A 21,103-nucleotide genomic window follows, 5' to 3' on the forward strand; every position below is an offset into this window, starting at 1 on the left:
TGTACTACTCGTTCCACATCCCGGCCGGAATGCGGGCGGAGGATGCCATCGCATGACTGGTGTCCGGAGGGGCATACCCGCGCGGGTATGCCCCTCCGGTATGCCCTCAGGCCGCTCCTGCTTCGACCAGGAACGGGCTCGGCGCTCCCCACCAGGACACGTACAGCCCGTCGCGGGCCCGGGTGCAGGCGACGAAGAGCAAACAGCGCTCAGCCATGAGATCTGTCTCGTGCTGGAGTCGGTCCACGTCGGCCGGCGTCACGGCGCCCGGGTAGGGCAGCGCCGCGTCGTGTACGCCTATGACGGCAACGCACCGGAACTCCAGCCCCTTGAATGAGTGCATCGTTCCGACGCGTACGGTTGGCGCGTGCTCGGAGGTGTCGGACCGCAACTGTGCTGCGGGGACGCCGGCGGCCGTCAGTCGTTCGACTGCCTTGGCGCAGTTCTTGTTGAAGCGGGCGCTGACGCCGATCTCGCCGGGGCTGACACCGGCCTCGGTCCACGTGCGGATCTGCGCGACGAGCGCGTCCAGTTCGGCCTCCTCTGATCTGGCCGCGTACACGGCCGGGCCGCTGCCATGAAGGGCGGAGCGGTATCCCAGCAGGGTCTCGTTGCGGTCGTCGTCCTCCAGCTGTGCGATGCGGCGGCCGACGAGCAGCGCGGTGGACCAGCTGAGGATCTCGTGCGTGCTGCGGTAGTTCTTCCGCATCTTCGTCGAGCGGCCCGCGACCTTGATACCGAGTGCCTTGAGCGACACCTTCGAGTCGTAGATCCGCTGGTGCGGGTCGCCGGCGATGAACAGGTCGTCGGGGCGCGAGGGGACGGCGGCGCGCAGGAGTCGCCACTGGGCGGGGTGCAGGTCCTGGGCCTCGTCGACGACAATGTGCCGGTACAGCGGCCCCTTCGCTTCGAGCGTGTCGGCGGCCTCGGCGCACGTTCCCAAGTACGTGCGCAGGCTGTCGGCGGTGAGCCGGTCGGAGAACTCCTGGACCGTATTCCACACCAGAGGGCGTTCCGCGGCAGGGAGGCGGCTCCCGCGCCCACGCCGGTCGGCAATCTCGTACTCCTCCGGACTCCGCAGGTTCTGCGCGAGGACGACGTGCTTGTACTCCTGGGCCAGGAACTGGGCTGTCCCGGTGAAGCCCGTGGCTTGGGCGGCCTGCTCCCAGCGACTCTCCTCTTCGCCACTGCGCAGCGGGCGGCGCGCGGTGGAGACGACGCGGCTGGCGAAGGCGTCGACGGTGGTGACGTCCACACGGGCGCGCAGCTCCTCCTCCTCGACGAGGGCGGCGAGGCCCGCGCGCAGGGCGGCGACCAGGGCGTTGGTGTACGTCGTCAGCAGGACGCGGTCGCCGTCGCGCAGAAACTTCAGCAAGTGCTTTACGCGGTGCAGGGCGACGACGGTCTTGCCGGTGCCGGGACCGCCGGTCACCTGTGCCGGTCCGGAGTAGCTGGCCCGGTAGGCGACCTTGTGCTGGGAGGGGTGGAGGTAGACGCGCCAAGCGGCGAACGGCTTGTCGAGGATGTCGCGCAGTTCGTCGGAGGCGGTGACCAGCGCGATACGGGTGCGGGTGTGGCGAATCGCGGTCGCGTAGTCGGTCGTGTCCACCGGATCGGCGGAGGCGGTGGGGAGGTTGACGGACACCAGGTCACGCCAGACCTCCTCCACGGTGAAGCCCTCGGCGAGATACTCCAGCACCTCTCGCTGGTCCTGCGGGAAGTAGGGCGCGAAGACCTCCAGCTGTTCCTTGCTGGTGAGGGCGCGGGCCTGGCGAAGGGTGGTCTCGTCGATGCCGAGGGCGGTCAGGTCGCCGTCGGAGACCTTGGAGAACAGCCGCCGATCGGGTGCGGCGGCGATCCGCTCGTAGGCGGGGGTGAGATCGTCGAGCATCGCGATGTCGCGGATCTCGACGGCGCGGGTGACCGCGTTGATGCTGGCCTTCTGCTTGATTGCCCAGGCGATGGCCTTGTCGTGCGGCATCACGCGCAGCAGGACGAAGGTGTCGCCACGGTCCGGGGCGAGGACGACGCCGCGGGTGCCCTGGGCGATGCGGATGGTCCGGATCTGAGGGTCCTTGGCCTGCTTCAACGCCTCCAGTTTCAGACCCTGGTCCTTGAAGAGCTGGTCCAGGGTGAGGCGCTCGAATTTCTCCCAGGCATCGAAGACCCCCTGCTTGACGGTGCCTTGGAGTTTACCGAGCTGGGCGCAGAAGCCTATGTCGAAGGCGAGATGCGGCATGGTGTTCCGTTCCGGTTACGTGCTGCGTGCGTCCTAGGAGTTCACGGTGTACGAGGTGTACGTGTCGCTCATCCGGCGCCGTCGCCGTCGAGCCCGAGGCGGATTACGGCGAGCGCCTCGGCGATCTCGACGCTCATCTCGTCCTTGGGGCCGAACAGCATGCACATGTCCTCGTGGAGCGGTTCGAGGATCTGCCGGGCCTCGGCGGCCCGCCCTTGGGCGAGCAGCAGCATCCCGATGTTGTGCCGCAGCTCGACGGCCTCCTCGCTGACGTCGCTGTCGAGGGTCCGTACGACGTTCAGTACGCCCTGGAGCGCGGCGAGCGCATCGGTGACCTGCCCCAGTTCGGCGCGGCAGCGGGCGGCCTGGGCGCGGCAGGACCGTGCCTGCTCGCCGGTGGGGCCGCTGATGCGGGCGTAGGCGTCGGCGAGGCTGTCGAACTCGGGCAGAGCGGCCCGGTAGTCGCCACCGAGGAGGCGGACCGCCGCGCGCCGGCGGCGCAGTGCCAGGACCTGCTTGCTCTCGGAGCCGAGGGCGAGAGCGGCGGGCTCGATGACCTCACTGAGCACCTCGGCGGCCTGCGCGAAGCGTTCCTCTTCCAAGAGGGCGTCGGAATGGTCGTACGCCTCCTTGATGTCCTGGCGCAGCTGGGCAGGCACGGGCACCGGCTGGGCGTGCGGGGCGGGGACAACGGGCGCAGCACCTCCGGCCGGCGACGCCTGGGCGCGGGCGCGGGGCGCGTACGGGTGGCGGAACAGGCCCGTCGGGTCGGGCACCCCGGCCGGTCCGGCCTCGGCCGCGGTGGGTGCCTGGCCGGGCGGCGGGAGGAACGGCAGCAGCCGCTCGTACACCTCCTGCGTGTCGGCGGGCCGCTGCTCGGGCGCCTTGCGCAGCAGGTGCAGCACCAGCTCCTCCAGCGCCTCGGGGACGTCGGTCCGCAGCTGCCGTAGCGGAGTGGGGGCGGCGTTGACGTGCTGGAACATCAGCAGGTAATCGCTCTCCGCCGTGAACACGACCCGTCCGCTGAGGAGTTCGTGCAGAACGCAGCCCAACGCGTACAGGTCGGTCTGCGGGGTGATGCGCCCGCCCCGGACCTGCTCGGGCGACATGTACTGGTAGGTGCCGATGGGGCTTCCGGTCGCGGTCAGCTTGGTGACATCGGTGCGCAGGATCGCCGCGATGCCGAAGTCGAGGACCTTCACGGTGCCGTCGCGGGCGACCAGGATGTTCCCCGGCTTGAGGTCGCGGTGGATCACCGGCACTTCGTGCGCATGCGACAGCACGGTCGCGACCTGCGCGGCGACGGCGACTGCCCAGCTGATGGGCAAGGGGTGGTCGGGGTGGAGATAGGCGGACAGCGACATACCGTCGACGAGCTCCATCACGAGGAACAGCCGCTCGTACGACTCGTCGAGGACCGCGTCGTACACCTGCGGCACTCCGGGGTGCTGGATGCGTGCGGTGATACGGGCCTCGCGGCGGAACCGCTTGGCGAACTCCTCGGCCAGGTGAGGGGAGGTGATCGACGCCTGCCGGATGACCTTCACGGCGACGGGCCGGTCGAGGACGGCGTCGTAGCCGCGCCACACGACGCCCATGCCGCCCTCGTTGAACTGCTCCAGCAGCTCGTAACGGCCAGAGATCACCTGCTGCGGCACTTTGCCCCCGTGCGTGCGTGTGCTGGCCGGGGCGCGCTGCAGCGCTTGCCCCGACATGGTTGGGACCAAGTCTCTCCGGTAGGGCGATCAGGGTCCAGTGGCGGCCCGGGGGCTGAGGCGTCTCTTTCCGGTCAGCCGTGTGGCTCGTTGCCGGGCAGGTCGCGCGTGCCTGGCGTTCGGAGCCCTTCAGCGGCCCGTGAGTCCGCGGCTCCCGCGGCTTGATTTGCGATCAACATGCAAGAAGTGTGAGCGGCGTAGTCTCCTGCCGCCCTTAAGCTGGGCCCAGTTGTGTCGAGACGTCTCGGGGGCGGACAGCGTGACCACTGCGTTAGGCACGAGCACCATCACCCTTGCTCTTGTCGCCGGGTATGCCGGTTCGGGTAAGTCGGAGGCCGGCAAGCTCCTGGCGGCGGCGACCGGTTGGGCCATGCTCGACAAGGACACCATCAGCCGCCCCATGACCGAGCGACTGCTGCTGGCACTGGGCGGGGATCCGGACGACCGTCACAGCCCCACCTACCTGGAGCACGCCAGGCCTCTGGAGTACGAGTGCCTGATGAAAGCGGTCTGGGAGAACCTTGAGTGCGGAACGTCCGTGGTCGCCGTGGCGCCGTTCCTCGCCGAGAGCGCCGATGCGCAATGGACTTCTCGGGTGGCACGCCGGTGTCGTAGGACCGGAGCCCGTTTCGAGACTCTGTGGGTGGACAGCGACCTGGAATCCATGCGAGACCGGCTGATCTCGCGCAATGCCTCACGCGATACGTGGAAGCTGACGCACTGGCCGACGTACACGACCGGCGTCGACCTCGGCCTCCGGCCAGTGACGTCTCACCACGTCATCGACAACCGCATCGGAGCCGCACGCCCGCTGGCCGAGCAGGTCGAGTCCATCGCGCAACGGCTGCTGGGGGACTCGTGAGCGCGATCGTTCTGTACGGACCCCCCACGGCCGGCAAGGACACCGTGACGTCAGCCCTCTGCGCCGCCGATTCACGCTTCGAATTGGTCACCAAGCTCAAGCACGGGACCGGCCGGTCGGCCGGGTACCAGTTCGTCACCGCCGAGGAACTCGATGACCTGCGCCACCAGGGCAGGATCGTGGTGGAGACCCGGCGCTACGGCAACATCTACGCGGTCGATGACCTCTCCCTCACACAGCCGCAGGAGCGGGGCCGGATCCCCATCGCCCACATTGGCAACGTCACCGACATGCGCACGCTGCTGGACCGCAGTCGGGCGACCTCGTGGCTGCGCATCCTCCTCTGGGTTCCGAGGAACGTGTGCGAGACACGGTCCCGCGAACGGGGAGACACCGATACGACCAAGCGGCTTACTGCCTGGGACGAGACCGCACAGGACGTTCTCGACTCCGACGTACGGGACCTGTTCGACCTGGTGGTACGCACGGACCGTACGGATCTGGAGACGGCTGCCAAGCAGATCGCCCATGCGCTCGACGGGGCACCGGACGTCTTGAGTACGGAAGAGCTGTACGCGACTCTCGAGCTCGGCACGGACAAAAGCGGGGCTCGCCGGAGCGCGACTCAGCGCCGTGCGTGAGCACGTGCACGTACAGGTACAGCGACATCAACGGCCACAAGCAACAGGGGGATGCCGGTGGGAGTTGTCCGGACGTTAGAAGACCTGGCGAGAATCGGTCGCCAGCGCACCGTCAGCGATCGCAGCGTGCATCTGCATCAGGACGAGGTCACGACAGATCTTCTGCTGGACACCGTATCGGCCGACCGTGTCTCCCTGGACCGTATGAGCATCGACGGGGCGCTCACCGTACGCGCCTGCCACATCGATGAACTGGTCGTCGATCACGTGGAGGCGGACGCGCTCCTGGTGGTGAATTCCCGAATCGGCCGCCTGACCATCCGCAATGCATCGATGGGCTGTGAGGTCACGGTCATTGACTCCGCCCTGGACTTTCTTGCTCTGCACTCGTGCGGACAAACTCGGCTGGAGCGCCTCCGCGTGGAGGAGCTCGTTCAGATCAACGCCCTGCGCGGGCCGATTCGGATCAGCAACACGCGCGTGTCCGCGCTCGCGGTCCGCAGCCAAGCCACAGGCGGCCGCCTCGGCCGACCTCGTGTGGTCGTGCGAGGACTGCGCGCCCGTGAGGACGTCACGTTCGACGATCTCTGGCTGTCCGCAATCGAACTCGACGATGTCGAGACACCCGAGCTCATCTTGCAGCGTGTGCGACTCGACGAGCCGCTGCGGGCGAACGAGCTTCGCTGCAGCGAGACGGTGCGAGTGAACGGGTTGGTCGTACCTGTCGAGGACAGCGTGATCACGAACAGCACCGTCAGAGGGCCCATGGAGGTCCGCAACCTCGGGCTCTGTGACAGCTCGGGTAGCGATCGGACCGATACGACTGCCCGCCTTTCCCTTCACAACACGACGCTCATGTCCCTCACTTCATCGTCCGAATCGTCGTCTGTGATCAGCCTGCACGGCTCCTCGGTCACGGGCACCCTCGGACTTCCGTCCGGCAACTCCCGCTACAGCCTCGACAGCTCCTCCAGCGTCGGTGACATGGAACTGGCCGGCGAGGTCTTCCGCAACGGTTCCCAAGCCCTTTCGTTCCTGGAGCGCTCCTTCACCGAAGTGACCGCTGTTGCTTTGGAGTCCGTACGGTCGGCACTGGCCAGAAGGAACCGGAACCGCGAAGTCGACGAGCTCTACTACCTTGCGCGACAGCGCGAGGCGGCAGTCCTGTCGCCGCTGCGGCGCGCCATCGGTCAGGGCATCCTCGGCGGGGTCCTCGGTTGGGGAGTGCGGGCCCGCAACCCGGCACGTGTGCTGGCAGTGGGGGTCGTGCTGACGGGCGTGGTGCTCCATCTGGTGGGGGCGGTGCGCGAACCAGGACGAGATCTTACGGACGTGACCACCGCGGGCAAGAGCTTCGTTCTGGCGCTCGCCCTGTGGCTGAACGTCGGCACCGGCATGCCGTCCGAGCTCAAGACGGCCGAATGGTCGGCGCTTGCGGTCTTGTTCACAGTGGTGGGAATGCTGTTCACCACTCTCATTGTGGGCATCGTCATCCGCAAGCTGGTGCGTTGAGTCCCTGGGGATGACCGGGTGACAGAGTGAGGCCCATGGACCAGCGTGAAGAGGCCGAAGAGAGCGCGGTGGCAGCACCGGCTGTCGCGTACGGACTGCGTGGCAAATCGTTCCTGGTGACCGGTGGCAGCAGGGGACTGGGGTACGCGGTCGCCCGACTCCTCGCCGCCGAGGGAGCGTCCGTTGCGATCTGCGGTCGCGACCCCGACACTCTGGCCCAGGCTTCGTCCGAGCTGCGCAAGGACTTCGACGCCCAGGTTGTGGCTGGATCTGTGGACGTCTTGAAGCCGCATGAACTGGAGGACTTCACCCGGCAGGCCGGGAGCGTACTCGGCGGCCTCGACGGCCTGGTCGCCAACATCGGAGGCAAGCGGGGTGGCGGCCTCCTCGACTCGACCCGCGAGGACTGGCAGGCGACCTGGGACCTGAACGGCGGCCACGCGGTGCGCACCGTGCGGTCGGCGCTGGACAGTCTACGTCCGGGCAGCTCCGTGGTGATCGTCGCCTCCATCTCCGGCTGGAAGCCTCGCTTCCCGGCACAGTACGGGGCGGCCAAGGCGTCCGAGATCTACCTTGCAGGTGCCCTGTGCCAGGAACTCGCCCCGTACGGGGTCCGGGTCAACACCGTCAGCCCTGGTTCGATTCTCCTGCCGGGCAAGAGCTGGGACCGCCTGCGCCAACGTGACCCCGAGGCGTACGAGGCGTACGCGGAACGCAACCCCAGCGGGCGCCTGCTGAACGCTGAGGAGGTCGCCCGAGTCATCACCTTCCTCCTCTCACCGGCCTCCGGAGCCGTGAACGGTGCCCACATCCCGGTTGACGGCGGCCAGCCGCAGGCGGGGCTGGGGACGGTCCCGGGCCGGCAGGGCGGGGCGGCTACGTGAGCGGATGAGCGCCTACGCCAGTCCTACGTCCCGTACGGCCCACACCGTTTTGCCCGGTCCGTCGACGCACGGATACCAGCCCCAGCGGTCGGTGAGTGCGGCCACCAGGAGGAGGCCGCGGCCTGCATCCAGGTCGTCCGACGGTTCCGTGAGGGCGGGGATGCTCTCGCCGCGTGAGTCGGTGACCTCCACGCGCAGGGTCGCGCCCTCGGCGGAGAGCCGGAGACGGAAGTCGCGGCCGGGTACGCGTCCGTGGCGTACGGCGTTGGTACTGAGCTCCGCGACGACCAGCGTCAACTCGTCGTGTGCATCGCTCCCGTACGGGATGCCCCACGTGTCGAGACGTTCCCCGGCCAGGCGCCGGGCGAGGCGGGCGCCGCGTGGGGTGGAGCTGAACCGCATGGTGAAGTGGTGCCAGGGGAAGCAGGGTTGGGTGGGGCGAATGGGACGTACGGGGAGAGGTGACGGGTTGCTGTTCATGCCTCCACGTTGCCGCTCGGTGGCGTAGCGTGACCAGGGGTGACGCGCCGTCGCGGGGTGTTTGTACGCGGCGGCCGTACGGCGTGTACGTGCGTGGGACAGGCGGTGGCGATGACGCAGGACGAGGCGGTTGCGGGAGAGTCGGGGAGGCGGCCGGAGGACGAACCGGGCTCGGGCGTGGTGGCAGCGTTCGGGAGGCAGTTGAAGCTGCTGAGGTTGAGAGCGGGGCTGGAGCGACCCGAGTTCGGCAAGCGAGTGGGCTACGCGGGGCAGTCGGTGGCGTCCTTCGAGCAGGGACGGCGTATCCCGCCGCCGAGGTTCATCGACCGGGCGGATGAGGTGCTGGATGCCGGTGGCGTGCTCAAGGCGTTGAAGGAAGAGGTCGCGCGGGCACAGTATCCGGCGTTCTTCCGGGATGCCGCACGGTTGGAAGCCAAGGCCGCTGCCATCTGTGTGTACGGCCTGTATGCGGTTCCGGGGTTGTTACAGACGGCAGACTATGCAAGAGCGGGGTTTCAGCAGGAACGGCCGCTACTCGACGACGAGGTCATTGAACAAGGGGTCTTTGCTCGACTGACCAGGCAGGAGATCTACGACCGACGCCCCGCCCCGTTGTTGAGCTTCATCGTCGACGAGGCCGTACTCCGCAGGCCGATCGGTGGACGGTCAGTGCTGTGCGACCAGTTGGAGCAGATGCAGCGCATCGGACAGAAGCGCAACGTCGAGGTGCAGGTGATGCCTTTGGACAGGGAGGACCACGCAGCACTCGGAGGGCCGTTCACGCTGATTGACACTGCTCAGGGGCAGCGCATCGCCTACGCCGAAGTCCAGGGTGACAGCCGTCTCTACACCGGCCAGACGACGGTCCGTGAGCTTGAGGCCCGCTATGGCATTATCCGATCTCAGGCGCTCACGCCGCGTGAGACTTCGGAGTTCATTGAGAAGCTTCTGGGAGAGACATGACCGTTCACCGCACCAGGCCGGCGGCATTCGATTTGGCGTGGTTCAAGAGCAGCTACAGCACTGGCAACGGCGGGGAATGTTTGGAAGTCGCCTGGCGTGCGAGCAACTACAGCGGGGCTGAAGGCGGCCAGTGCGTGGAGTTCGCCTCTGCCGCCACCCACGTGCACATCCGGGACTCGAAGCAGGTCAACGGCCCCGTGCTGACCGTTGGACCTGAAGCATGGGCCGGGTTCGTAAGTCTCGTCGCCAACTGAGGAGGGCCCCTGCCGCGCGCCGGTTCGAGCGTGCGGCAGGGGCCCTCCCATCAGTCCAAGGACTACTCGTCCAGGCCCTCCTCGCGGCGGATCATCCGCCAGGCGGCCTTGCGGGCGCTGCGGTCCAGGCTGGACTTGAAGCCCTTGTCGGGGCCGAAGTACTGGCGGCCCATGCCTGCGATGGTGTCGATGTGGTCGGCCATCTTGTCCGCGAAGACGTTGTCGAAGACGAGGCCGAAGTTGTCCTCGTCGTTGACGACGGCCGCCGCCCGCACCTTCGGGTCGGCCTTGGCCTCCTCGAACGGGCGGATGACGTCCTGCTCGGTGAACTCGGTGCCGAAGCGTTCGTTGAACTTGTCGATCAGCTGCGAGAGCAGCGACTTCTCCGCTTCCTTCGCACCGCCCGAGCCGTCGCCGAAGCCCTGCATCGTCGTCGGCCCCTCAGCAGTGAGGGAGACGTCGTACTCGCCGGTCTTCTCCACCCGCATATGGCTGAGGTCGACCTCGCCTATGTCCACGCCACCGTCCGCCCGGCGCGGCAGCCGGTTGAGGAGGTAGCGGCCGTAGAGGTGCAGCCGCTCCAGCTCGGCATCCCGGTAGGGGACGATCTGCGCGAGGAAGCCGTACTTCCTGACGTAGTCGTTGAGGTCGGCGCGGAAGCCCTCCGCCATCTCCTGGTCGTCCTCGTCCTCGCTTTCGAGCAGGGGCGTGAAGCGGGCCACGGCGGGGGAGAGCAGCCGGTACAGCTCAGCGTGCAGCTTCTCCCACTTGGACTGCGAACCTGCCGCCTTCTCCTTCGCGGCGAAGTACGCGGCGGCGAACTCGTCCATCTCCTGCCCGGACAGGATCGCCGCCCGCATAACCCGGCTCTGCGCGGTGTAGAGCAGGTTGGGGTCGGAGGGGAGGGTGTGCGCCTCCTCGAAGTACGGGCGGAAGGACTCCTGTATGTCCTCGGCCTCGTTGACGAAGTCCAGTACCGCCAGGTCCGCCTGCGTCTTGCGCTCGGCGGTCCGGTTCAGCCGGGACAGGGTCTGGACGGCGGAGATGCCGGTCAGCGACTTGTTGACGTACATCGTCGTCAGCAGCGGCTGGTCGAACCCGGTCTGGTACTTCTCCGCCACGACCAGGATCTTGTACTCCCGCTGGCCCGCACCGCCGGCGCGCGCGGCCTTGTCGTCGGCACGGGTGTACGCGAACGCCTTCGGCAGCGCGCTCTCGGACAGACCGTCGTTCTCCTTCGGCTCGGTGGTCTCCTCGCCGTCGACGGTCAGCGAGCCGGAGAATGCGACCAGGACACCCAGATCGGGGTACTTGGTGTCGTAGTCCCGGTCCTTGATATAGCTCTTGATGGCACGCGCCATCTGCACGGCGGACTGGCGTGACGCGGTCACGACCATCGACTTGGCCCGCCCGCCGAGGCGACCCCGGCTATGCGCCACGAAGTGCTCCACGATCACCTGGGCGTGCTGGGCGACCGTCGAGTCATGGGTCAGCGCGTACCGGGCGAGCAGGCCGTTCGCCTTCGACGGGTCGACCTCCCGCTCGTCCGGGTTCTGGTTCACCAATTTCCAGTACGTGTTGTACGTGACGTAGTTGCGCAGCGGATCGAGGATGAAACCCTCCTCGATCGCCTGCCGCATGGAGTACGTGTGGAAGGGCCGGTAGGTCGCCTTGCCGTCGATGTCCTGCAGCGTGCCAAAGAGTTCGAGGGTCTTGGCCTTCGGCGTGGCGGTGAACGCGAAGTAGGACAGGTTCGCGGCGCGGGAACGCTGCTCGGCCCGCTTCTTGAGCTGCTCGTCGAGGGTGGCGACCTCGGCCTTGACCGTAGTTACGCCCGCGTCGTCCGAGTCGGAGTCCAGGCCGAGATCGCGCAGAGCGGATCGCACAGCGGTGGCGGCGTCGCCGGACTGCGAGGAGTGCGCCTCGTCCACGATGATCGCGAAGTGGCTGCCCCGGATCTCGGTGGGATTGCGCTGGAGGTAGTCGAGCAGCGCCGGGAAGGAGTGCAGTGTGACCGTGACGATCTTCCCGGTGTCGCGGGAAAGGGCCTTGGCGAGCTGTTCGCCCTTCGCCCCGTGCTTCTCGTCGATCTTCACGACGAGGCCGGCGGTCTGCTCGAAGTTGCCGATGGTCTCCCGGAGCTGGGCGTCCAGATTGCGGCGGTCGGTGATGACGATGACCTTGTCGAAGACCGGCACGCCGGGCTTGAGGCCCTTCGCCACGGCCTCGGGGTCGAGTTCGCGGGGGTCGGTGGGGGTGTGCAGGTCGCTGAGGCGGTGCGCGAGCCAGCCGATGGTGTTCGACTTGCCCGAGCCGGCCGAGGCCATGACCAGGTAGTCGTGGCCCGCGCCGTGCGTTGCGGCGTGCGTGGTGAGCTTCTTGACCGCGTCCCACTGCTGGAACCGCGGGAAGACCATCGTCTTCGTCGTGCCGCCGCCGGGCGTCTTGCTCTTGTGCAGGTGCACGAACCGTTGGAGCAGGTCCAGCCAGTTGTCCGGCTGCCAGACCTGCTCCCAGAGGTAGGAGGTCGCGTACGCGCCGAAGGCGGTCGGGGCCGGGTTACCGGCGCCGCCCGGCTGACCGGGGCCGTTGGAGCCGGTGTTGAACGGGAGGAAGCGGGTGTTCTTGCCCTTGAGCTGGGTGGCGACAAAGACCAGGTCCGGGTCGACGGCGAAGTTCGCGACGACGCGGCGCGTGAAGATCAGCTCGGTGGGGTCGCGGTCGGTGCGGTACTGCTCCTTGGCCTGCTCCACGCCCTGCTTGGTCAGCGGGTTCTTCAACTCGGCCGTGGCGACCGGGATCCCGTTGAGGAAGAGGGTCAGGTCGAGCCGGTTGCCCCAGTCGGCCTGCTTCGTCGCGTACTCGAGTTCACGGACGACAGTGAGGCGGTTGGCCCGGTAGCCGTCGAGTACGGAGTCGTGGGCGACGAGGTTCGGCTTGAAGTATGCGACGCGGAGCAGGACGCCCCGGTCCTTGACGCCGTTGCGGAGCACGTCGAGGAGCCCGTCGGTAGCGATGGCCTGGTCGAGGCGGCCCGCGAACCCGCGCTGCGCCTCGTTCGGGTCGCCGCCGTAGACGGTGAGCAGCTCGCTCCACTCATCGGGCTGGGTCGCCCCGATGAAGGTGAACAACTCGTTGGTGTCCAGGCCGAGATCGGCTCGGTAATCCTGCGGACGCGCCTCGCGCCAGCCGCGCTCGACCATGGCGGCGACGATGGCGTCACCGAAGGCAGACTCCGTGTGGATGGGGCTCATGGCTACGCGCTCACTCCGTCCGTTACGTTGCGTCCGCTGGCGGTGGAAACGTCGAACTGGCCGGTTACGGCGGCGGTGATGAGGGCTTGGCGACGTTCGGCGAGGAGAGCAAGCTGTCGCTTTGCGAGCTTGGCGAGGCGGAGGCTCTTTGCCCTTCCGGCCTCAATTTCTGCCACGAGTCCATCTTGCTGTGTACGCGGCGGACAGTAGATGCGCAGCTTCAGGCAATCTCCAACACGCATGTGCTCGTGCAACGAACCTGCACCGAGGAGCCGCAATTGCCTATCCATGTGCGATCCCAAGAAATTGTAGAGCAACAGCTCCTTCTTGATTACATTTTCATTTGCCCGATAGAGCACGATGCGCTGTCCGAGAAAGACCGAGGCGTCCGTGCGCAACATGCCAACTTGCCCGAGCGGGGCTTCGCGCGTGAAGAGGATATCTCCGTTCTGAGGGGCGCCCCGACGATTCCACTCAATGAACACTTGATGCCCTACGGAGAAAGTCTCCGTTAGATCTACGTCTCCATTCCGAATATTGGAGGTCCGGATCATCTTGTATGGCGTGACCTCTGTCGATGTTGGGGCTGTCTTGTTCACGCAGTCCACAATGGCGCTACAGACGGTAGATGCCGGGACGGCGGATTCTTCGGAGAACCCCATCAAAGCTTTGTCGATTACCACTTGCGCCCGTTCAATTGACAAATTTGACAACTTTTGGTAACGATCGGCCAAGCGATCGATGCGGGCGGTCTCGGTGTCGAGGAAGTCGGCGATGCGGCGCTGCTCCTCAAGTGATGGAAGAGCCACGCGAATATCCCCAAGATCCTCAGGGTTAATTCTAGGCGTACGCACAGCCCCGTTCTCAGTGCCTCCAATACCTCGGAGACGTGAACTCATCTCTCCAACAAACCACTTAGACCGGAAAAGGTGATGCAAGTACCGAACCTCAGTCGAAGGACCCGGCCGGAGCACCAAATAATCCGGACTTACAAGTCCGCGTACCGAGCTGACACCAATGGCCCCTTGGAAGGCTCGCATGCGGTTCAAGACGATGTCGCCCTGTTCGCATAGCTTGTAGTTACTCAGGTCCTCGGCACGAGGTAGATCATCAGTCAGGGTGCTACGTGGGACGACACCATGGTGAATCGACACAGCGAGCAACGGAGGCTGATCTTCTCCGGCGCGCTGGTCAGTCACGCGATAGAAGTATTTCAAGCGTTGTTCCGGTGAGGTCACGAGGTCACCTCACCCAGCAGGCCCTGAATCTCCGCCTCCAGCGACTTCAACTCCGCGTCGATCTCTGCCAGCGGCCGCGGCGGCGTATACACGTAGAAGTGCCGAGTGAACGGGATCTCGTAGCCGATCTTCGTCTTCGTGTGGTCGATCCACGCGTCCGGCACGTGCGGCAGCACCTCTCGCTTGAGGTAGTCCTCGACGTCCTCGCCGAGCGGAACGTTCTCGTAGTCCCGCAGGTCCGCGTCCGGTTCCGGCGCGCCCTTGACCTTCTGGACCTCGCCCTCCGGGTCCCGGACGCCGATCGTCTCCCGTACCGCCTTCGCGAACGGCGCACCTGACGGCCAGGTCAGCCCGGCCGCGACCACCGCGTCCTTGAGCGCGATGAACGCCTCGGACTTCGTCATCCACGTCGAGCCGAGCAACGTACGCACCGCCGCGACGAACTCCTCGCTCCGCTCCAGCTTGGCCACCGGCTTGGCCTCCGCCAGTGCCGCCAACGTCTCCTCCGTGACCTCGAAGCGGAGCTTCAGCGGGCGTTCGACGGTGATGCGCTGGTAGCCGAAGTCCTCGTTCCAGAAGACTTTGACCTTGCTGTGCAGAGCGTGCTCCGGGTCGCCCGCGACCTGCAACGCCTCCGCGTACAGCCGGGTGATGTCGCCGATGTGGTCGGGGCGGCCGTTCGTGCCGTCGCCCAGTTCCTTGCGCTTGTCGCCGAGCGACTTGCGCATCTTCTGCCACTGGTCGCGCGCGTCGAGCAGGACGACCTTGCCCTTGTGGTCGGCGTCCTTGCGGTTGGTGAGGATCCAGAAGTACGTGGAGATGCCGGTGTTGTAAAAGAGCTGGTCCGGGAGGGCGACGATCGCCTCCAGCCAGTCGTTCTCCAGGATCCAGCGGCGGATGTTGGACTCGCCGGACTCGGCTGCGCCCGTGAACAGCGGGGAGCCGTTGAAGACGATGGCGATACGGGAGCCGCCCCCGCCGTTCACGTCCACCGGCTTCATCTTCGAGATCATGTGCTGGAGGAAGAGCAGCGAGCCGTCATTGATGCGCGGCAGGCCCGCGCCGAAGCGGCCGGCATCGCCGAGCGACTTGTGCTCGTACTCGACGTCCTCCTTGACCTTCTTCCACTCCACGCCGAACGGCGGGTTGGCGAGGACGTAGTCGAACGTGCGGCGGGCGTGGCCGTCGTCGTTGAAGGAGTTGCCGAAGGCGATGTTCTCCGGGTCCTGGCCCTTGATCATGAGGTCGGACCGGCAGATCGCCCACGACTCGGGGTTGAGCTCCTGCCCGTACACCTCGACCGTCGCGCCCGGGTTGAGCGCCTTGATGCGGTCGTCGGCGGCGCTGAGCATGCCGCCCGTGCCGCAGGCCGGGTCCATGACCGTGCGGACGACACCCGGCAGGCTGAGGACGTCCGCGTCCGGCGCCACCAGCAGGTTGACCATCAGCTTGATGACCTCGCGCGGAGTGAAGTGCTCACCCGCGGTCTCGTTCGACTGCTCGGAGAAGCGGCGGATCAGCTCCTCGAAGATGTAGCCCATGTTGTGGTTGGGCACGACATCAGGATGCAGGTCGAGGTCGGTGAACTTGCCGATGACCTGGTAGAGCAGGTTCGCGCCGTCGAGCTTCCTGACCTGCTGGTTGAACTCGTACTTGTCGAGGACCTCGCGGGCGTTGTCGGAGAAGGCGCCGACGTAGATCTGCAGGTTCTTCGCCGCGTTCTGCGGGTCGGCCGCGATCTTCCGCAGCGTGAGGTCGCTCGTGTTGTAGAAGGAGTGGCCCGAGGCGCGGCGCAGGAAGTGGTCGGTGTCGATCTCCTGGCCTGCGAACTTGGCGACGGTCTCGACGACCTTGTCGCGCGTCGGTTCCAGGACGCATTCCAGGCGGCGCAGCACCGTGAGCGGCAGGATGACCTTGCCGTAGTCGGACTGTTTGTAGTCGCCGCGCAGGAGATCGGCGACGGACCAGGCGTGGTTCGCCAGCTCCGTGTGCTTGCTGCTGTTCAACGCGTTCCCTTCAATGGCCCGCCCGGCTGGGGCGGTTGGGATCCAGTGTGGTCGATGTGTGAAGACGGTGCTGCCGTTCAGGTCAACTGGCTCTCGGAAGGCGGGAGTAGCGCCCCGGCCGTCAGGCCGGTGAGCAGTGCCTGTGCCGTCTCCTCGGCGAGTGCGGCGGTCCGCCGGGCGGCGGTGCGCAGTTCGTAGGCGCGGCGGAATGCTGCCCCGTACCGACGCTGCTCCTCCAGCGGCAGGAGCGGCACGCGGAGCCTGCCCGGCGAGACATGCAGGATGGTGCTGCCCGTGGAGGCTCCGGCGATGTTGTCCTCGGCGCCGAGGAACCCCGCGAGGAACCACGGGTCGAGCCGTGCCGGGTCCGGCCGCAGCAGGTGAATGTGGTGACCGAGCAGAGCATCGGCGTCCGCCTCATCCGCGACGCGGGCCATGATGCCGTGGCCGCCGGCGACGCCGCGTACGAGAACATCACCCGCGGCGACGGTATGCGCCGCATCGGTACGAAGGTCCTCCGCCGTGCCCGACGGGCGTGCGCCGCTGCTGATGTCGGATGCGGTGAGTACCGGGCGTTCCGCGCCGTCCGTGTCCGGGCTCCCGGTTCGGGCATCCCCACGGCCGGCCGGGACTGCCGCCCGCAGCAAGGAGAGCGCGCCCCCTCGGGCAAGGTCGGAGACGGTGGCCGTACGCCATGCCCGCGAGGACTCCGTGGCTGCCTTCCACGGCCCGTAACCCACCGCGATCTCCAGGGCGTTGAGGGAAGTGGCGAGCAGCTTGCGCCGTTCTTCCGTGCGCTGTGCCACCTCTGCCGGATCGATGTCGACGGGTGCGGCACGCACCTGTCGGGCCGGGGTGACGTCGACGAGATCGTCGACGAGGGCAATGGTCGGCACGGCCCGTGCGATACCCGGTACGTCGGTGAAGGATTCCGGGTCGTCCGTGTACGCGGTCCAGTGGCCGAGGACTTCGTCGGACAACGTGCTCCAGTCCACGCCCGTGCGACGATGCCGCAGCCGGGAGTGCGCGGCCCGCGGTGAGCTCGGCGGGCCTTCGTGCTGGTCTCCGCTCACGTCCACGAACAGGACGGACTTGCTGTCCGTGCCACCCGGCTCGGGGCGCTGAAGGACCCACAGGTGCAGGCCGATGTGCAGGGGCGCGGAGGCGCCGATGGGCAGGCCGACGACGGCGCGCAGCGCACCGCTGCGTACGAGTTCGGCGCGAATACGGCGGCCCGAGGCACGGGCGGCTGTGGCCGGCGGCAACACCATCACCGCGTAGCCGCCGGACTCCAGATGCGCCAGCGCGTGTTGCGTCCAGGCCAGCTCCGACTCGATCCGCGGCGGCACCCCGTAGGCCCACCGCTGGTCGTACGCGAGCTCCTCGTGCCCCCAGTCGCGATCGCCGTACGGCGGATTGCAGAGCACGCCCCCGACCCTCAACTCCGGAAAGGCGTCGGCACGCAGGCTGTCTCCAGCGTGCACACTGACCTGCGCATCCGGCGCCGACAGCAGCAGGCGTACGGCGCTGCGCTGAGCCTGTACGGGCAGCGAGTCCTGGCCGTACAGCTCGGTCGCGCCCCGCCGGGCCGCTGCCGTGAGCAGCGTGCCACTGCCGCACGCCGGATCGAGGACGCGTGCCGTGCGACCGGGCAGGAGCCGCGCCATGAGGGCCGCGAGCCCCAGAGGTGTCTGATACGTACCGCTGGAGGCGGTGTCGTCCAGTTCACGTTCGGCGAGGACGTCGAGAGCGCTCTGGGCGTCCTCATCGCGAACGCAGCGAATCAAGGCACGGAGAGCGCCGACGTCGTCCGCACGGAAGTGAACGGCCTCCGCCCCGGGGACCGAGCCGGCCAGCTCCGCTGTCGCGCTGTCGGCCTGGGCGATGACGTCGGAGTCCGGCAGTTCATCAAGAGCGGTGAGTTCGTCCGCGCTGCGCCGTGACGTCGCGAGGACGAGAGGGAACAGGCGTGCTGCGACGCCGGCCCCCGACCCATGGAGCCGTAGCACGGTACGCAGCTCCTCGGACGGTGTGGCGGCGGACGACTGGCCGCGTGCCTCCAGCCATCCCCGTACCGCCTCCAGGTCGTAGAGCGGACTGGTGTCGGTGCCGCCGGACGGGGCCGGGAAGTCGTCGTGCCGACGGCGCCAGTTGCTGACGGTGGCGCGCGTGACACCCGCGATACGGGAGATTTCGGCGGCGGTCACCTGGGCTGATGGCTGTGGCATGGGTTCCTGAGCCTCTCGAGAGCGAACAGTAAACACCCTACAACGGGCGTCAAATCCGTCAAGTCGTTTGACAGTGCTTTCACGGTGATGCTTATCTGGTTGAGCTTCCGGTTGGCAGCACTCGTCACGGAATGAGCCCGTGGGGTGCTCGCTGCCCTGCCGGTAGCGCGGTGCAGAGACATGCACCGCGCTTCTGATCCCGAAGGGGGACACACCATGCACATCGCCCTGCCGACCACGGTCGTCGAAGGAATCCAGCTCACCGTCATGCCGTTCCGTGCGGACGCCGTGATTGGGACCATGTCCGTGCCGACGCTCGTCCAGCTCGTGCCTTCGCCCCGCCGCGAGGAGGACACCAAGACGCTCAAGGCCGCGTCCGGTGCGGTACGGCGCCATGCCGAGTTGCGGGCCCTGGTGCAGCGGGCGCTGAAGTCCACGCAGAAGGGGAAGAACGTCGGCTCGTACGCCGAGTACATCGCCGACGGCGTGAACGGGGAGCTGGGGGCCGGCTGGTCCACGCCGCCGATCACGTTCTGGCATGCCGGACCGCTCGCTGCCCTCAGCGACGAACTGCTGCCCGGCACCGGACTGCGGACGTTGACCATCACGCCCGGCACCTGCGTCGTCGCCATAGACGGCGAGACGCAGACGACGGCCTGGCACGAGCTCTACGACGACCCCGAGAGGTACGGCCTCACGTACGCCGAACTCGCTCAGGTGCGCGTCCCCTTCGAGCTGTACGTGGACCTGTCCGTCGCCGACGCGCGGCAGATTTTCTACGACCGCAATGTGCAGGGCGTCGTCGTCGCCAAGAACCTGGCCATGTCCATGGACCAGCGGGACTTCGCGACCCGGCTCGCGCACCGTGTTGCCGACGCTGTGAAGGTCGACGTCGAGGACAAGCTCGTACCGTTCACGAAGCTCGTCAACGCCAGCAAGCGGCAGGTCGGCAAGGCCGACCCGGAAGTCGTCACCCTCTCCGCGCTGCGCGCCCTCGTCATCGCGGCGATCTACGGACGTACCGGACTGTCCCGCTCGGCAGAGACCGTCCACGAGGACGAGCTTCCCGCAGGGACGAACGCCGAGCGGGTGGAGGGGAGCGTCGTCCCCCTGCTGGCCCGGCTGATCTCCGACCACTTCCCGCACTTCGCCTCGCGCAGCGCCATCACCGCGCCGGCTGTACTCGCGGGCCTCGGCATCGCCGTGCACCAGGCCACCCCGTGGGCCGACCCGATGAACGCGCTGGGCGCCGAGGACCTGCACCGGCTCCTTGCCGACATCCAGTGGGACCGCGAGGCCCGCTACTGGGACGGCATAGCCGCCAAGGCGGGCGCCACGGGCCGCCTGAACTTCAGCGGCGGCGTCAAGGACTCCGGCGGCCGGGTCGCCGACGCGATCCTCTACCCCGGCACCGAGGCGGGGCGCAGGATCCGCGGCCAGTAGCACCGGATCTCACGCACAGCACCAGCCCGGCCCGCCGTTCTGGCGGGCACGGTATCCCGAACCAACCTGGCATCACGCCTACTTGGAGCACGCCATGAACTCTCCGCAGTACCAGGGCCCTGGACCGTACAACACGCCCCAGCACGCCGTCCCGGCCCCGCCTGTTCCCTCGCCTCACAAGCCCTCGCGCGGCAAGGCATGGCTCACGCACGGCGCGGTCGCCCTCGTCGCCCTGTTCATCGGCACGGGCATTGGTTCCAGCGGGGACGCCGACGCGGACACCAAGGCCGGCGCCGCCGCGAAGCCCGGGCCGACGGTGACCACGACCAAGACCGCCGAGGCCGGTCCCGCGCCGACCGTGACCGAGACGGTGACGGCCAAGCCGAAGAAGACCAAGGAGGCCGGTCCCGCGACCAGCTTTGGTGGGGACGGGGAGTACCTGGTCGGCGAGGACATCAAGGCAGGGACGTACAAAACCGCAGGCTCGGACGGTTCGTTCGGCTGCTACTGGGCCCGGCTCAAGGACGCCAGCGGAGAGTTCGACGCGATCATCGCCAACAACAACCTGGAGGGCCCGGGCCGGGTGACGCTCAACAAGGGCGAGTACTTCCAGACCCAGCGCTGCCAGGAGTGGAAGAAGGTCGGCTGACCGGCCGGCGCATCACCTTCACCGTCGCCTGCGCGCGACCATCGCCGCCGCGACAGCGAACACGGCAACGCATCGACAAGAGGGAGGGGCTGCATGGACACGACTGGTGAGCCGGAACTGGCTGTGTATCAGCGCCACCTGACACAGCTGCTGGAGGGTGACGAGCGGCGGAACTTTCGGGCCCTGATGGCCCAGGCCCGGCATATCACCACCCGGTCGTACGAGACCAGTCTCTACGACCACCAGCAGACCTTCCGTCTCCTCTGGCATCACCTGGAGCACACCGGCCACCTGCGCCGCGCTCATCACGACGCCCGCGACCGTCTCGCCACCGGACGGGTGACCGCGGAGGAGGCCGAGGAGCTCGAACTCTTCCTCACCCTCTACGCCAGAATCCGGGCCGGCACCACCGGCTGACCAACCACCCGCAGCACCGGCAGGGGGCCCGGTGCCGCCCGTCCCACGCCCGACATTGCCTCGCCGCGGCCTGCCCCGCCATTGCCATCGTGACCAGGAGGACCACCATGGGACGCCGTTCCCCGCTCACTCACGCAACTCTGGCCTGCGCTGCGTACGCGGCACCGTCCCGCGCACCGAACTCCCGCGCCTGGTGCCTCTGTGGGCCAGCGGTGCCCTCGCCGACTACCAGCGTCACTGGATCAGTCAGCCGACTTTCTCCACAAGTAACTTGCAATTTCTTCACATCGTCTGACACGATCCCGCATCCGGCGTGCA

The 21,103-nt window shown here is 67.4% G+C and carries 16 protein-coding genes; 9 read left to right on the plus strand and 7 right to left on the minus strand.

The window, feature by feature from the left end; translation table 11 throughout:
* Window positions 1-106: 106 nt before the first annotated feature.
* On the minus strand, window positions 107-2,239 hold the full coding sequence (locus tag ACIBB8_RS13885; protein WP_398951694.1) for a UvrD-helicase domain-containing protein: 2,133 nt from the start codon (window positions 2,237-2,239) through the stop codon (window positions 107-109).
* Between the two features lie 68 nt (window positions 2,240-2,307).
* Window positions 2,308-3,897, minus strand: coding sequence for a protein kinase (locus ACIBB8_RS13890; protein ID WP_398951696.1), 1,590 nt, complete (start codon window positions 3,895-3,897; stop codon window positions 2,308-2,310).
* Between the two features lie 316 nt (window positions 3,898-4,213).
* On the opposite strand from ACIBB8_RS13890, the gene ACIBB8_RS13895 reads away from it, so the two are divergent.
* The 4 genes from ACIBB8_RS13895 to ACIBB8_RS13910 are packed head-to-tail and all read left to right on the plus strand — an operon-like array spanning window position 4,214 to window position 7,853.
* Window positions 4,214-4,816 (plus strand): AAA family ATPase, encoded by a 603-nt coding sequence (locus tag ACIBB8_RS13895; protein WP_398951698.1) that lies wholly within the window; start codon window positions 4,214-4,216, stop codon window positions 4,814-4,816.
* Entirely contained in the window at window positions 4,813-5,457 is a 645-nt protein-coding gene (locus tag ACIBB8_RS13900; protein ID WP_398951700.1) for a guanylate kinase, read from the plus strand. The genes ACIBB8_RS13895 and ACIBB8_RS13900 overlap by 4 nt, the downstream gene beginning before the upstream one ends.
* Window positions 5,458-5,508: 51 nt before the next feature.
* The gene (locus ACIBB8_RS13905; RefSeq protein ID WP_398951702.1) at window positions 5,509-6,969 is read left to right on the plus strand and encodes a hypothetical protein; all 1,461 of its coding nucleotides are present in this window, start codon (window positions 5,509-5,511) and stop codon (window positions 6,967-6,969) included.
* 35 nt (window positions 6,970-7,004) lie between these two features.
* Window positions 7,005-7,853, plus strand: coding sequence for an SDR family NAD(P)-dependent oxidoreductase (locus tag ACIBB8_RS13910; protein WP_398951703.1), 849 nt, complete (start codon window positions 7,005-7,007; stop codon window positions 7,851-7,853).
* 12 nt (window positions 7,854-7,865) lie between these two features.
* Here ACIBB8_RS13910 and ACIBB8_RS13915 read toward each other — a convergent pair whose 3' ends face one another.
* The gene (locus ACIBB8_RS13915) at window positions 7,866-8,333 is read right to left on the minus strand and encodes an ATP-binding protein (protein WP_398951705.1); all 468 of its coding nucleotides are present in this window, start codon (window positions 8,331-8,333) and stop codon (window positions 7,866-7,868) included.
* 111 nt (window positions 8,334-8,444) lie between these two features.
* Here ACIBB8_RS13915 and ACIBB8_RS13920 point away from each other — a divergent pair, with 111 nt between their 5' ends.
* Entirely contained in the window at window positions 8,445-9,296 is an 852-nt protein-coding gene (locus ACIBB8_RS13920; protein WP_398951707.1) for a helix-turn-helix domain-containing protein, read from the plus strand.
* Window positions 9,293-9,550, plus strand: coding sequence for a DUF397 domain-containing protein (locus ACIBB8_RS13925; protein WP_398951709.1), 258 nt, complete (start codon window positions 9,293-9,295; stop codon window positions 9,548-9,550). Before ACIBB8_RS13920 ends, ACIBB8_RS13925 begins: the two co-directional genes overlap by 4 nt.
* A gap of 62 nt (window positions 9,551-9,612) precedes the next feature.
* Here ACIBB8_RS13925 and ACIBB8_RS13930 read toward each other — a convergent pair whose 3' ends face one another.
* The 4 genes from ACIBB8_RS13930 to ACIBB8_RS13945 all read right to left on the minus strand — a co-directional run bounded on the left by ACIBB8_RS13930 (window position 9,613) and on the right by ACIBB8_RS13945 (window position 18,276).
* Complete coding sequence (locus ACIBB8_RS13930; protein WP_398951711.1) at window positions 9,613-12,804, minus strand: type I restriction endonuclease subunit R; 3,192 nt, start codon at window positions 12,802-12,804, stop codon at window positions 9,613-9,615.
* Between the two features lie 2 nt (window positions 12,805-12,806).
* On the minus strand, window positions 12,807-14,042 hold the full coding sequence (locus ACIBB8_RS13935) for a restriction endonuclease subunit S (RefSeq protein WP_398951713.1): 1,236 nt from the start codon (window positions 14,040-14,042) through the stop codon (window positions 12,807-12,809).
* The gene (locus ACIBB8_RS13940; RefSeq protein WP_398951715.1) at window positions 14,039-16,048 is read right to left on the minus strand and encodes an N-6 DNA methylase; all 2,010 of its coding nucleotides are present in this window, start codon (window positions 16,046-16,048) and stop codon (window positions 14,039-14,041) included. Before ACIBB8_RS13940 ends, ACIBB8_RS13935 begins: the two co-directional genes overlap by 4 nt.
* A gap of 77 nt (window positions 16,049-16,125) precedes the next feature.
* A complete protein-coding gene (locus ACIBB8_RS13945) occupies window positions 16,126-18,276 on the minus strand; it encodes an N-6 DNA methylase (protein ID WP_398951717.1) in 2,151 nt (716 codons plus the stop codon).
* 216 nt (window positions 18,277-18,492) lie between these two features.
* Here ACIBB8_RS13945 and ACIBB8_RS13950 point away from each other — a divergent pair, with 216 nt between their 5' ends.
* The 3 genes from ACIBB8_RS13950 (at window position 18,493) to ACIBB8_RS13960 (ending at window position 20,785) form a co-directional block, all read left to right on the plus strand.
* A complete protein-coding gene (locus tag ACIBB8_RS13950; protein WP_398951719.1) occupies window positions 18,493-19,719 on the plus strand; it encodes a DNA sulfur modification protein DndB in 1,227 nt (408 codons plus the stop codon).
* Window positions 19,720-19,813: 94 nt separating this feature from the next.
* On the plus strand, window positions 19,814-20,368 hold the full coding sequence (locus tag ACIBB8_RS13955; RefSeq protein WP_398951721.1) for a hypothetical protein: 555 nt from the start codon (window positions 19,814-19,816) through the stop codon (window positions 20,366-20,368).
* A gap of 93 nt (window positions 20,369-20,461) precedes the next feature.
* Complete coding sequence (locus ACIBB8_RS13960) at window positions 20,462-20,785, plus strand: hypothetical protein (RefSeq protein WP_398951722.1); 324 nt, start codon at window positions 20,462-20,464, stop codon at window positions 20,783-20,785.
* Window positions 20,786-21,103: the final 318 nt, after the last annotated feature.

Origin of the sequence: Streptomyces sp. NPDC051286, from assembly GCF_044455345.1 — a bacterium.
In the GTDB taxonomy this organism is placed as follows: domain Bacteria; phylum Actinomycetota; class Actinomycetes; order Streptomycetales; family Streptomycetaceae; genus Streptomyces.